Source organism: Rhizobium sp. BG4, assembly GCF_016864575.1.
In the GTDB taxonomy this organism is placed as follows: Bacteria; Pseudomonadota; Alphaproteobacteria; order Rhizobiales; family Rhizobiaceae; genus Rhizobium.
Genome location: NZ_CP044125.1, coordinates 3622387 through 3634725, shown reverse-complemented (window position 1 = coordinate 3634725; position 12339 = coordinate 3622387). Strand labels below are relative to the sequence as shown.

The window sequence follows — 12339 nt, the reverse complement described above, 5'->3', positions numbered from 1 at the left end:
CGAGGCTTCAAGCCTTCACCGCCTCAGGCGCGCTGACATTCTCCATCATCACCAGCGCGCCGATCACCCGCCCGCCACTGTCGCGCAGCGGCGACATCCGGCAGCGGATCAGCTTCATGCCTTCGGCCGAAGCGCGCTGGTAGTTATACTCGCGCCGCTCGCCGGCAAAGCAGGCGTCGAAATTCGCCTTGGTCTCGGCAAAGCGGTCCGGCCCGATGAACTCGGCGACATGGCGGCCGATCATGTCGATCGGCTTACGGCCGAGATAGGCGCAGTTCGCCGGGTTCGAATAGAGATAGCGGTAGTCGCGCGTCAGCACCGCGACACGATCCGGCAGCGTCTCGAGGATCGCCGAATTCAGGAAATTGCCGTTGTCCATATTGGGCAAATAGCCCTCCGGCTCCGGCATGCGCTCGGCCGCCTGCGGCAGGCGGCGTTTCACCGGATTGCCGAAATAGCGATCAAGAAGATGCGACAGCGTCGCCGCGTGATTGGTCACCGTTGCGCAGTCGTCGGCATTCTGCTCCAGCAGATAGACCACGAACTGAAGTTGCATGTAGATCTCGAGTACATTCGTAGCTTGATACTTAACTATCGCGTCGATGAGATCGTCGACGCTGCTATCAAGGGTTGAGACTCGACAATCGTCGCCAGCGCGGATCGCGGCATCGATCTGCGCACAACGGGATGAGAATGCCTGCAGCAGTTCCAGCAATATGCCCCCCAATCCCCTGATACATAGGGGAAACCAGCATATGTCAGTTTTCACCGCCAGCCCGTCGATTCTCGATCTGTGCCAACCGGCTACTCGCCTTGGTAGCGAGCATTAACATGAACACCGTTCACATTCAACGAAAACGGCAGTCATATTTTTACATATGAATTTTAGGGGTAAAAAGCGCTAGTTGAGCACTTTTCCTTTGATTTTCCACCTGTCGTGGTACCAGAGCCACTGCTCCGGATACTGCCGGACCCAGGATTCGACCTTGTCGTTCAGCATCTGGGCCATGGCCGTCAGGTCGAGATTGCCCTTTGAGTCGCGCGGGATTTCGAACTTCGGCTCGATCTCCAGACGGTAGCGATTACCTGGCAAGCGGATGCAGCGGGCCGGATAGACCTCGCAATCGAACTGGCGCACGAGCTTCGGCACCAGCGGATTGGTGGTGACGTCGATTCCGAAGAACTTGGTCTTCAGCCCCTTCCGGAACTTCTGGTCGACGAGGACGCCAACGCCCTGCCCTGCTTCGAGCTGACGCGCCAGCGTGAAGGAGGAGCCGGCATGCGACGGCACCAGCTTGCCCATGCGCGCGCTGCGGAAATCGAAGACCTTCTGCGCCACGTAGGGGTTGTTCGGCGGACGAAATAGCACGGTCACGTGCAGACCGAAGGCCGCCCCTGCGACCGGCAGCAGCTCGAAATTGCCGGTATGACCGGTAAAGACGATGAACGGGCGCGGATTGTCGCGCAGATCGAGGAACAGCGGGATCCCCGACACCTCGATGCGGCCCGGCTCGCTGCGCTCCGGGTCGAAGTCGAACAGCCGGTCGAGGAAGACGTACTCGGCTGCCAGCCGGCCCATATTGCCCCAGCTGCCGAGCGCGATCTCTTCGATCTCGGCATCGCTCTTTTCCGGAAAGGCGTTGCGCAGATTGACGAGCATCAGCTTGTGGCGCGGCATACGCGGGCCGATCTTGCGCACCAGCCAGTCTGCAAAGCGGATCGCGCCGTCAGCCGGAAAGATCTTCAGGAAGTTCAGAAACCCGAACATCAGCTGGGCGATCAGCCACTGGCGGAAATGCTCGAGCTTCAGAACGATCCGGGTGATGAAAAGCTTCACAAGATCAGTCCATCTTCAGGATGATCTTGCCGAAGATCTGGCGCGATTCCATGCGCTCCAGCGCCCGGTCGATATCGTCGAATCCGACTTCGGTATCGATGACCGGATGCACAAGACCGCGGCCCATCTTTTGCATCGCGTCCGCCATGTTCTCCATGCGGCAGCCGAACGAGCCGAGCAGCTTCAGCTGCTGCTGGAAGAGCATCATCAGGTTCATGTCGGTGGAGACGCCGGAGGTCGAGCCGCAGGTGACGAGACGGCCGCCGCGCTTCATGCAGAGCATCGAGCCAGCCCAGGTGTCCTTGCCCACATGTTCGAAGACGACGTCGACGCCCTTCTTCTTGGTGAGCTTGCGCACGACGCCTTCAAAGCGGTCGGTGCGGTAGTTGATGACGTGATCGGCGCCGAGCGCCTTGGCCTTCTCGATCTTGTCGTCGGAACCGACGGTGGTGATCACGGTGCAGCCGATCTTCTTGGCAAGCTGGATGGCCGCCGTGCCGATGCCGGAACCGCCGGCATGGACGAGGATCGTCTCGCCCGGTTCGAGCTTGGCATTGTCGAACAGCATGTGCTCGACGGTACCGAAGGTCACAGGCGCCAGCGCAGCACCGACAGCATCGACACCGGGAGGAGCCGGAACCAGCAGGCGCGCCGGAAGATTGACCTTCTCCTGAGCGAAGCCATCGAGATGGAAGCCATGAACGCCGGAGACATGTTCGCAGAGATTGTCACGGCCTTCGCGGCACGGGCGGCAGAGGCCGCAGGTGCGCGCGCCATAGATCGATACCAGCTGACCCGGCAGCACATTGGCAACACCTGGGCCGATCGTTTCGACCACACCAGACGCTTCCGCACCGATGACCAGCGGCATCTTGCGCTTGGCGAAAGCCATGCCGCGCCAGCCCCAGACGTCGATATGGTTGAGAGCCACGGCTTTCACGCGCAGCGTTACCTCACCGGCACCGGGAGCCTCCGGTTCCGGAAGGTCCACGGTTTCCAGTTTGCGGTCGTCGATCAATTGCAATGCGCGCATGGCAAAACCTCTCGCCTTTCAGGCGTTCTTATCTCTGAATTTTGTCGGAACCGATTAAGCCGGTTCGAGCGCCATGACAAGGCTGGCGTTCTGTCCGCCGAAACCGAAGGAGTTCGACAGCACGGCCGAAACCTGCTGATCGCGCTTCTTGTTCGGCACGACATCGAGAACGATCGCCGGATCCGGGTTGTTGTAGTTGATGGTCGGCGGCAGCGTGCCCGTCAGCATCGTCTGGAACGAGAAGACGGCCTCGACTGCACCGGCAGCCGTCAGCGTATGGCCGATCATCGACTTGTTGGACGACAGCGGAATCGAGGCCATGCGTTCGCCGAAGACTGCAAGCATCGAGCCATATTCCATCTTGTCGTTCTCGGGCGTCGACGTGCCATGGGCGTTGATGTAGCCGATCGCGCTTTCGTCGAGACCGGCATCGGCGAGAGCCGCGCGGATCGTTGCGATCGCCGGGCCGCCGTCAGGCGACGAACGGGTACGGTGGAAGCTGTCGGCCTTCTCGCCGGCACCCTTCATGATGCCGAGAATCTTGGCGCCGCGGGCGATCGCCGATTCCAGCGATTCCAGCACGAGCGTCGCAGCCCCTTCGGCGATGACGAAGCCGTCGCGGTCCTTGCTGAACGGCTTGGAAGCCTTGGTCGGCGGATCGTTCTGGGTCGAGAGAGCCGAAAGCAGCGAGAAACGGATCAGCGCTTCGGCGCTGAGCGAGCCGTCGGTCGCAACGGCAAGCGCGCGGTCGGTGCGGCCCTGACGGATCGCTTCGATGCCGAGCTGGATGGCGGTGGCGCCAGAGGCACAGGCCGTCGACAGCGTTACCGGCAGGCCGCGCGTGCCGAAACGATCGGCAAGGCGCTCGGAGATCGCGCCGAAAAGGGCCGCCTCATGGAAGAACGCATCGGTGCGCTGGCGCATCGCCGCCAGGAAGCGCTCGTAGGCGTCGCCCGGATGATCGGACGGCGGGGCACGGTCGGCAAGTTCGAAGCGGGCGCTCCATTCCGGCTCGATCGGCGGCGCAGCAAGAAACAGCGGGCCGTTGAAATCGCCGGAAATGTCAGCGTCGGCAAGAGCCTCGATCGTCGTCTCGCGCGCGAAGGCAAAAGAGCGCTCGACGGCGTTCGGCACCGGGATATCGATGAAATCGACGGTGCCGGCGATCCGGGTCGAAAGCCCCTCGGTCGGGAAACGGGTGATGTTGTGGATACCAGACGTGCCTGAAGTCAGCGCCGACCAGTTGTCCTTCAGGCCCTGCCCCAGCGAGGTGATGATGCCCATGCCGGTGACGGCAACGATCGGGCGGCCGAGGTGATCCTTGTAAGCAGCTTCTGTCATGTGAAAACTCCTCACGCTTCCGCGGAAAGAACGGCGACGCCCTCGCCGCGCTGATGACCGACCGTGGTGACGACGGCAGCCTTGGCGGCCACATTCATCGGTTTTTCATGCGCAGCATCGAATGCCGGCACCTTGGCCTTGGCGCCGATGGCCAGAGCCGCGAAAGCCAGGCCGAGACCGAACTGGGCTTCGAGCGTGACGCCGGAAACACCGGAATAGCCGCGAATGGCAGCACTGGGCAGCTTATTCTCGAGAACGGCCTTTTCGCGGGCCGTGATCTCGTGCATGCCGGTCGCGCCGGAAAACACCACGGTGCCCTCGGCAGGAAGCTTCGAGGCCGGCTCCAGCAGACGCTCGAGACGCTTCTCGAAATTTCCGGCCGCGCGATTGCCACGATCGCCTTCGATGGAATCGATGGTCGCATAGATATGCGCGCCGCGCGCTTCCGCATGCTTGCGGGATTCGAGCACCAGGAAGGCGCCGCCCGATCCGAAGATCAGACCACCGCCGGCACCGTCTTCACGCGACCAGAGCGGTGCCCATTCGCCCTGCGCATTGGCGCCGATCGCTTCGGTCAAAAGCAGCATGTCCTCGCGCTCGGCAGCAAAGCCGCCGCCGACGAGCGCATGCGTGGATTCGCCGGACTTGATGCGCCAGAAGGCGGTCTCGACGGCGGAAATGCCCGAGGCCTCTTCGCCCATGAAGGTCCGTGACGAACCGGTGACCTTGTGGACGATCGAGATATTGCCGGCCATCAGGTTCGACAGCTGCGCCAGGAACAGCGTCGGGCGCAGTTCGGTCGTCAGCTTCTCGTTCAACAGCAGTTCGCGGTCGTTGCGCTTCATGCCCTCGTCGACGATCAGCGTATCGACATTGATGTCGCGCTCGCCGCCGCCGGCCGCGACGATCATGTCCATCGTGCCGCAGGCGTCCGCATCATCCTTGAAACCGGCATCGTCGAGTGCCAGGCCCGCGGTGAAAACGCCGATGCGCTGCCAGTTTTCCATCTGGCGCTGGTCGCCACGCTTAGCGATCTGCTGCGACCAGTCGATCTCCGGCAGCGGATGCACCGGATAGGGCTTGAACTTTTCCGTCTCGACGACAACAGGCGGCGCGCCATTGCCGGTCAGCAACGCGACATGCGCGTCCTTGCCGACGCCCTGACAGGTCAGGATACCGACGCCGGTGATGACGACATCATTCTGAGCCTTGCTCATTCCTTCACTCCCTGCGCTGCGATCGCGTCCATCAGGCCGACTTCGCCAGCACGTTTCTTCACTATATCGCCGAGCGGAACTTCGCTGAAAGGCATGGTGCGCAGCTTCAATTGCGCATCGCAGACCTTTTTGCCGCCGCTGGTAATCTTTGCCTTGGTGACGGCAAAACCCGAGCCGTCATGTTCCAGGAACGCCTCGATGTCGAGCACCGCTTCAGGTTCGACAAAGGTGCGCATCTTGGCGCCGTCGACGGACATCAGGAACGGCATGGCGGCGAAATCGGTCGCGGCCAGAACCAGCATGCCCGAAGCCTGCGCCATGGTTTCGATGAGAAGCACGCCCGGAACGAGCGGCATACCCGGGAAATGACCTTCGAAGACGGGGCTCTTTGCAGGCACCACGGAACGCGCCTTGAGCACGCCCTTCTGAAGGTCGACCGCTTCGATGCGGTCAATCATCTGGAAATATTCCAGCAGCATCGGATCCTCCGGCCCGTCGCGAAAAGCCGCGCCGGTTACGCCTAGTTAGGAACAAAACCGCCCGGCCGCTACGGTTTGCAGAGGCAGGGCGGATAAAAAAGACGGCGGTGTTGCTTCAAGCCTTGGCGGCGCGCAGCTCGTCGATCTTTGCACAGAGGTTCTTCAGCACGAAGTATTCTTCGGTGGAAACCTTGCCTTCGTTCACTTCCTGGGTCCACTTTTCGAGCGGAATCTTGATGCCGAATTCCTTGTCGATCGCGAAGACGATGTCGAGGAAATCGAGGCTGTCGATACCGAGGTCGTCGATCGTATGGCTCTCCGGCGTAATCGTCTCGCGGTCGATCTCGCTGGTTTCTGCAATGATGTCGGCAACTTTATCGAATGTAGCGGTCACGCGCTTACCTCTTTGAACAACGAATTTATCCCCCTCATAGGCAAATCCATTTCAAAAGCCAATGCTTTCGCTCAAGCACGTTTCAAATTTGCATGGCAACTGTTGCCGAAACAGCAATGCGCGCAAGGCCCGGAAACACCTTCCCGGGCCTCGATAGCAGATGATTGCCGCAACAGCTATTGCGTGATGACGACGCGGGTATTTGAAAGCCCCGCCTGCTTTGCCATGGAGAAGAACTGCGCCGCATTGTCAGGATGCAGCCGCACGCAGCCATGCGAGGCCGGGCGGCCCAGCCGCTTGAGGTCAAATGTCGCATGAACGGCATAGCCGCCGTTGAAGAACACGGCATAGGGCATCGGCGCATTGTCGTATTTGCGCGAGCGGTGATTGAGCGACAGCCACTTGGCGGACCATGACCCCGTGGGCGTCACATAGCCGCGCCGCGCGGTCGATACTTTCCAGCGATATTTGACGAAACCGTTCTCCGTCACCGTCATCGTCTGCGATCCCAGACTGACCTTGGCAACAAGATTGGCGGCACTCGCGGTTGCAGGAGTAAACTGCAGTAAAAGGCACGCGGCAGCAGCCGCCATAAACGTCTTCATGACTTCCCCTCTTCGGCAGGACGTTGTCGATCCGGGCCGGTGAGAAGAAGCTTATAAAGATACTGATTATTTTGATTTAAGGCGCTTGGTAATCGGAAAGATAACGCAGCATTGCAAGAAACTGTACTTTGAGACGGCAGGTAACGCCGTCAGAGGAAGAACAGGAAGGCCAGGAAGACAGTGATCGCCAGGATCATGCAGCTGCCGTTGAACACCAGAACGCCATCCTCGACGTCGCGGATGGTCGCCGTATCGCGTCCAGCGCCGTTGATCATCGGCTCGCTGACGACGATGCCGGAATAGACGCGCGGGCCGGCGAGCTGCACATCGAGCGCGCCTGCCATTGCCGCTTCCGGCCGCCCGGAATTCGGCGAACGGTGCAGCCCGCCATCGCGGATCGCCACCTGGACGGCTTCCTTGCAGGCATGGGCGCCGCGGCGCAGCCAGGCACCGGCAGCGATCAGCAGGATAGAAAGACGCGCGGCGGGCCAGTTGGCGATATCGTCGAGCCGCGCCGAAGCCCAGCCGAAGTCGATATAGCGGTCGGATTTGTGGCCGATCATCGAGTCCGCCGTATTCAGCATCTTGTAGATGAAGAGGCCCGGCAGGCCGAGAACGGCATACCAGAGCGCCGGCGCAACGACGCCGTCGGAGAAGTTTTCGGCGAGGCTTTCGATCGCCGCACGGCAGACACCCGGCTCGTCCAGCGTCTCCGGGTCGCGACCGACGATGCGCGATACGGCGCGGCGCCCACCTGCAATCCCTTCCGAGCGGAGCGCGTCCGCAACATCGGAGACGTGATCGGCAAGGCTCTTCTGCGCCAGGAAGACCGCGACGCAGATCACTTCCAGAACGATGCCGATGACGCCGAAGAGATTGAAGAACCAGTGCAGCACCAATCCGGCGATCGCGCTGCCGAACAGCAGGCCGGCAATCGACGCCGTTCCGTTCAGCCGCCGCTCGGGCCGCGTCAGCGTCTCGCCATTATAGGTGCGGTCGAAATAGGAAATCGCCTTGCCGAACAACACGACCGGATGCGGCACCCGCGACCAGAGCCACTCGGGATCGCCGGCGATCCGGTCGAGAAGCAGGGCCAGAAGAAGTACGAGCAGATGTTCGTCGATCGTCATGCGTCAAAGCTTTCCAGTGCGGCCGCCAGCCTGCGGTCCGCAGATCGGTCTGGCCCCAGGCCGAAGCGCAGCCAGTGCGGCGCGTAGTCGAACCTGCGAACCAGAATGTGATGCCGGCAGAGATGCCTATAGAGATCGCCGGCGCGTTTGTCTTCGACAAGCGTGAACAAGGCTGCGTTACCGGTGACCGCCAAGCCTGCAGCCTCGAGCACCGCGACAAGCCCCGCATTCCGCTCGGCAATCCCGGCAGCGATCGGCGCGGGGTCGCTCCGCAGCAATGCAGTAGCGATCGACAGAGCCGGGCCGGAGACAGCCCAGGGACCAAGCCAATCCTCGAACTTCGCCCGCAGGCTGTCTTGAGCGATGACGAAGCCGAGGCGCAGACCGGCAAGGCCGAAGAATTTGCCGAAAGACCGGAAGATGATCAGGTTGGAGAGCTCGGCCGCCGATGGCACAAGGCTTTCGCCGCGCTCGATGTCGCCGAAGGCCTCATCGACAACAAGGTAACCACCCCTCGCCTTCAGCGTCTCATGCAGCCGGATCAGGCCGTCGCGATCATGCAGCCTCGCGGTCGGATTGTTCGGATTGACCGCGACCGCCAGCATCGTGCCGTCACCAATCTCATCAAGGCTGGAAACGGTATCCACCTCGCATCCGGCGCTGCGGAAGGCCTTCTCGTATTCAGCGTAGGTCGGCGATACCACCGCCACACGGCTTCCCGGCACAACGAGGCGCGGCAGCAACTGGATGACCGACTGCGTGCCGGGCACAGGCAACGGCGAGAGCGGCCCGCTGCGATAATAGTCGCGCGCCGCTTCGACGGTGGAATTCAGCAAATGCCGGTCGGGCAGCCGGTGCCATGCGGATTGCGGTATTTCGGGCAACTTCACCGGACAGGGATTGATACCCGTAGACAGGTCGAGCCAGTCCTCCGGCCTGCCGCCGAATTCGGCAGCGACGGCGGTGATCCCGCCGCCATGCACGATCGGACCGCTCATGCCGTTTCCCCGGAGAGATCGATCATATGCATGTAGGACCCGGCCACCTGCCCGCGCCGCAACCCGGCCTGACCGAGATCGGTGCCGAGCGCATCGGTCACCGAAAACAGCCGGTCGGCATCGCCTTCCGAGACGACGGTCGAATAGTGAAACTCATGCCCGGTCATCGGCGCTTCGAAGAAGGCGCCGTCGACGGGCCGCACGCGGCGATAGCCGAGATGGCGGCTGCGTTTTTCATAGCTCGTCACCAGCGGCAGCAGGCCGAGCATTTCGTGCCTGACACCTTCAGCGTCGATAAGCCCCTCGCCCAGCGTCATGTATCCACCGCACTCGCCGTAAATCCGTGTCCCGCTCTTGGCGGCATCCAGCATCCCGCGCCGGAAATTCACGGCAGACGCGATCTCTCCGGCATGCAGCTCGGGATAGCCGCCCGGCAGATAGATCGCATCGGCATCGGCCGCAGGCGCCTCGTCGGCGAGCGGCGAAAAGAAGGAAATCTCCGCCCCGCGGCGGCGCCAGCCGAGCAGCATATGCTCATAGCAGAAGGCGAAGGCGATATCGCGCGCAACGGCAATCTTCTTGCCCAGTGGTGGCAGACGCCTGATATTGGCGGTCGAGGCAATGTTCAGCCCCTGCCGGGCGATCCGCAGCAGGAATTCGAAATTGCACTCGTCCGAGACTGCCTCGGCAGCATGATCGATGAAGGCTTCGAGGCTGGCATGCTCCCCGGCCTGAACGAGGCCGAGATGCCGCTCCGGCAGCGCCAGCGTCTTGTCGCTGCGGATGACGGCGACGACAGGCATGCGGATCGCGTCGAGCGCGGTCCGCAGCATCATCTCGTGACGCTCGCTACCAACCTTGTTGAGGATCACGCCGGCGATCCGTACATCGGCGCGGAAGCTCGCAAAGCCGCTGACCAGCGGCGCGACCGACTGCGACATGCGCGAGGCATCGACGACGAGCACGACGGAGAGCCCAAGCATCGCCGCAAGATCGGCCGCAGTACCCTTCCCGTCGGCGGCGCCATCGAAGAGGCCCATCATCGCCTCGATGACGAGAATGCGGTCGCCCTGGCGATGGATCGCCGCATTGGCCGAAATCAGCTCGCGGCGCATCGCCCAGGGGTCGAAGTTGAGACAGGGCGCCCCGCTCGCGGCCGCATGAAAGGCCGGATCGATATAATCCGGCCCCGCCTTGCCGGGCGCCACCGCCACGCCGCGATTGCGCAGCGTGCGCAGAAGCCCGAGCGTGATCGTCGTCTTGCCCGAACCGGAGGACGGTGCCGCGATCAGGAGGCCGCTCATGCCGTCTCCTTTCCGCTCTGCCGGAAGGGATCGGGCTGAAGGCGGCGCCCGCCGAGGGCGCCGAGCCAATCGAGCGAAGAACGCAGCCGCACCACCTCGCCGACGACGACGATCGCCGGCGGCTCCAGCCCGGAGGCATCGACCGCAGCAGCGGCTTCGCCAAGCGTGGTTTCCAGCACCTGCTGCCCGCTGGTGGCCGCATTGCAGACGAAGGCGACGGGTTCGTCTGCCTTGCGCCCGGCCGCTATCAGCGACGAACTGATCTGCGCGATATGCTTCATCGCCATATACATGACAATCACGGGCGAGCCCCGCCCGATCGCATCCCAGTTGATTGCATCGGGCACGATCCCCGAAGAATCATGCCCGGTGAGGAACGTCACCGCGTGATTGATATCCCGGTGCGTCACCGGAATGCCGGCATAGGCGAGCCCGCCGATCCCCGCGGTAATGCCGGGCACGATGCGGAACGGAACATTGTGCTCGACAAGCGTCAGCGCCTCCTCACCGCCGCGGCCGAAGACGAAGGGATCGCCGCCCTTCAGCCGCAACACGCGCTTGCCGGAGCGCGCCAATTCCACCAGCCGCAGCGAGATGTCGCGCTGCTTGGCCGACGGCTTGCCGCCGCGCTTTCCGGCATATTCGAGGATGGCATCCGGCCTTGCCAGTTTCAGACATTCCTCGTTGACCAGTGCGTCGTGAACGACGACATCGGCCTCCGAAAGCCCCTTGGCAGCCAGCAGCGTCAACAGCCCGGGATCGCCCGGCCCTGCACCGACGAGCCAGACGGTTCCCGGCTCCAGTGCCGGCAGATGGGCGAACGCATTCTCGATCATAGAGGTGGTCTAAGCCCGCCATTCCGCGAGGTCAACGGCAACGACGCCGAGGCAATCGTCGATTGCCATCTGACAGCCGACTCAATTTACGAAGAAGCCGACTCAAAATCTGAGCAGACGGCCGGATGAATTTGATTGGACTCGACAAAACGGGGCCGGACGCAAAACGCCCGGCCCTGTCAGGACATCAAGCCCTGAGAAGCGTATCGCGGATGAGATCGATGACCTCTTCCGACTTGATGCCGGTGCAGACGGTCTGGCTCGGCAGGTTGTCCCAATCGCCCGGCGGGAAACGGCGGCCGTCCGGCTTGACGATCGTCTGGCCATCGGCAATGCCGCCGCAGACGACGCGCACGGCACCCGTTATCGTGGTGAACAGCTCTGGCGCCACGACATAAACGCAGGCGCAGCTATCATGGACCATCATGCCGTCTTCGACGGCGTGCTTGTAGAAGTCGATATAGAACTGCGAAAGGTCGTTCAGCAACTTCACTGCCGCATCGCCCTTGTCGGCAGCGGCCTTAAGGTAGCTGCGGCTCATCGTCGTGATCGCGGTGACGTCGAGACCGATGATCGCAACCTTCCACGGCGCGGTCATCGCCGCATCGGCCGCTTCGGGGTCGCCATGGATATTGGCTTCGGCCACCGGCGAGACATTGCCCGGCACATAGAAATTGCCGCCCATGATGACGACCTGCTTCACCAGCTTGGCGATCTCAGGGTCTTCCTTCAGCGCCAGCGCCAGATTGGTCATGCGGCCGACGGCAACCAGCGTCACCTCGCCCGGATTGGCGCGCACGGTTTCGATGATGAAGCGGTGCGCCGGGCGCGGATCGACAGGCAAGTCGATGGTCGCGGGCACGCCGATATTGCCGAGACCGTCATCGCCATGCACGAAGGTCGGCCAGCCGATTTCCTTGCGCGACGGATCGAAGGTGACGTTGGCGCCCTTGGCAACCGGGGCGGCAATGTTCCATTCGCGCTTCAGGAACAGCGCATTGCGCGTCGTCGTCTCGATCGAGGCATTGCCGAAGATCGTCGTGATGCCGATCAGATCGATTTCCGGATGACGGTGCAGGAAGAGGAGCGCCATGGCATCATCGACGCCCGGGTCCGTGTCATAAATGACCTTATGCATGAAATATTCCTTCTCATTCTCGTCACG

At 62.3% G+C, this 12339-nt stretch carries 13 protein-coding genes; all 13 read right to left on the bottom strand.

Features of this window, described 5'->3' with window-relative positions:
• Nucleotides 1-7: 7 nt before the first annotated feature.
• The 13 genes from F2982_RS18205 to F2982_RS18145 all read right to left on the bottom strand — a co-directional run bounded on the left by F2982_RS18205 (nucleotide 8) and on the right by F2982_RS18145 (nucleotide 12312).
• A complete protein-coding gene (locus F2982_RS18205) occupies nucleotides 8-715 on the bottom strand; it encodes a PAS domain-containing protein (RefSeq protein WP_203428672.1) in 708 nt (235 codons plus the stop codon).
• 186 nt (nucleotides 716-901) lie between these two features.
• A complete protein-coding gene (locus F2982_RS18200) occupies nucleotides 902-1837 on the bottom strand; it encodes a lipid A biosynthesis lauroyl acyltransferase (RefSeq protein WP_203428671.1) in 936 nt (311 codons plus the stop codon).
• Nucleotides 1838-1841: 4 nt separating this feature from the next.
• Nucleotides 1842-2870, bottom strand: coding sequence for a zinc-binding dehydrogenase (locus F2982_RS18195; RefSeq protein WP_112715193.1), 1029 nt, complete (start codon nucleotides 2868-2870; stop codon nucleotides 1842-1844).
• Between the two features lie 54 nt (nucleotides 2871-2924).
• Entirely contained in the window at nucleotides 2925-4211 is a 1287-nt protein-coding gene (locus F2982_RS18190; protein ID WP_203428670.1) for a beta-ketoacyl-ACP synthase, read from the bottom strand.
• Between the two features lie 11 nt (nucleotides 4212-4222).
• Complete coding sequence (locus tag F2982_RS18185) at nucleotides 4223-5428, bottom strand: beta-ketoacyl-ACP synthase (RefSeq protein ID WP_203428669.1); 1206 nt, start codon at nucleotides 5426-5428, stop codon at nucleotides 4223-4225.
• Nucleotides 5425-5907: a 3-hydroxyacyl-ACP dehydratase FabZ family protein gene (locus F2982_RS18180; protein WP_112715199.1), complete on the bottom strand. Its 483-nt coding sequence runs from the start codon at nucleotides 5905-5907 to the stop codon at nucleotides 5425-5427. Before F2982_RS18180 ends, F2982_RS18185 begins: the two co-directional genes overlap by 4 nt.
• 115 nt (nucleotides 5908-6022) lie before the next feature.
• On the bottom strand, nucleotides 6023-6301 hold the full coding sequence (locus F2982_RS18175) for an acyl carrier protein (protein WP_027513277.1): 279 nt from the start codon (nucleotides 6299-6301) through the stop codon (nucleotides 6023-6025).
• 176 nt (nucleotides 6302-6477) lie between these two features.
• The gene (locus tag F2982_RS18170) at nucleotides 6478-6906 is read right to left on the bottom strand and encodes a L,D-transpeptidase (protein WP_203428668.1); all 429 of its coding nucleotides are present in this window, start codon (nucleotides 6904-6906) and stop codon (nucleotides 6478-6480) included.
• Between the two features lie 149 nt (nucleotides 6907-7055).
• A complete protein-coding gene (cbiB, locus tag F2982_RS18165; RefSeq protein ID WP_112715203.1) occupies nucleotides 7056-8036 on the bottom strand; it encodes an adenosylcobinamide-phosphate synthase CbiB in 981 nt (326 codons plus the stop codon).
• A complete protein-coding gene (gene cobD, locus F2982_RS18160; protein WP_203428667.1) occupies nucleotides 8033-9034 on the bottom strand; it encodes a threonine-phosphate decarboxylase CobD in 1002 nt (333 codons plus the stop codon). Before cobD ends, cbiB begins: the two co-directional genes overlap by 4 nt.
• On the bottom strand, nucleotides 9031-10338 hold the full coding sequence (locus tag F2982_RS18155) for a cobyrinate a,c-diamide synthase (RefSeq protein WP_203428666.1): 1308 nt from the start codon (nucleotides 10336-10338) through the stop codon (nucleotides 9031-9033). The genes cobD and F2982_RS18155 overlap by 4 nt, the downstream gene beginning before the upstream one ends.
• Entirely contained in the window at nucleotides 10335-11174 is an 840-nt protein-coding gene (cobA, locus tag F2982_RS18150; protein WP_203428665.1) for a uroporphyrinogen-III C-methyltransferase, read from the bottom strand. The genes F2982_RS18155 and cobA overlap by 4 nt, the downstream gene beginning before the upstream one ends.
• 187 nt (nucleotides 11175-11361) lie before the next feature.
• Nucleotides 11362-12312, bottom strand: a complete 951-nt coding sequence (locus F2982_RS18145; protein WP_203428664.1) for a nucleoside hydrolase — start codon at nucleotides 12310-12312, stop codon at nucleotides 11362-11364.
• Between the last annotated feature and the right edge of the window lie 27 nt (nucleotides 12313-12339).

Excerpts from the sequence above, each read along its gene's own strand:
- F2982_RS18195 (WP_112715193.1), bottom strand. The coding sequence starts at position 2,870 with ATGCGCGCATTGCAATTGATCGACGACCGCAAACTGGAAACCGTGGAC.
- F2982_RS18190 (WP_203428670.1), bottom strand. The coding sequence starts at position 4,211 with ATGACAGAAGCTGCTTACAAGGATCACCTCGGCCGCCCGATCGTTGCC.
- F2982_RS18185 (WP_203428669.1), bottom strand. The coding sequence starts at position 5,428 with ATGAGCAAGGCTCAGAATGATGTCGTCATCACCGGCGTCGGTATCCTG.
- F2982_RS18180 (WP_112715199.1), bottom strand. The coding sequence starts at position 5,907 with ATGCTGCTGGAATATTTCCAGATGATTGACCGCATCGAAGCGGTCGAC.
- F2982_RS18170 (WP_203428668.1), bottom strand. The coding sequence starts at position 6,906 with ATGAAGACGTTTATGGCGGCTGCTGCCGCGTGCCTTTTACTGCAGTTT.
- cbiB (WP_112715203.1), bottom strand. The coding sequence starts at position 8,036 with ATGACGATCGACGAACATCTGCTCGTACTTCTTCTGGCCCTGCTTCTC.
- cobD (WP_203428667.1), bottom strand. The coding sequence starts at position 9,034 with ATGAGCGGTCCGATCGTGCATGGCGGCGGGATCACCGCCGTCGCTGCC.
- F2982_RS18155 (WP_203428666.1), bottom strand. The coding sequence starts at position 10,338 with ATGAGCGGCCTCCTGATCGCGGCACCGTCCTCCGGTTCGGGCAAGACG.
- cobA (WP_203428665.1), bottom strand. The coding sequence starts at position 11,174 with ATGATCGAGAATGCGTTCGCCCATCTGCCGGCACTGGAGCCGGGAACC.
- F2982_RS18145 (WP_203428664.1), bottom strand. The coding sequence starts at position 12,312 with ATGCATAAGGTCATTTATGACACGGACCCGGGCGTCGATGATGCCATG.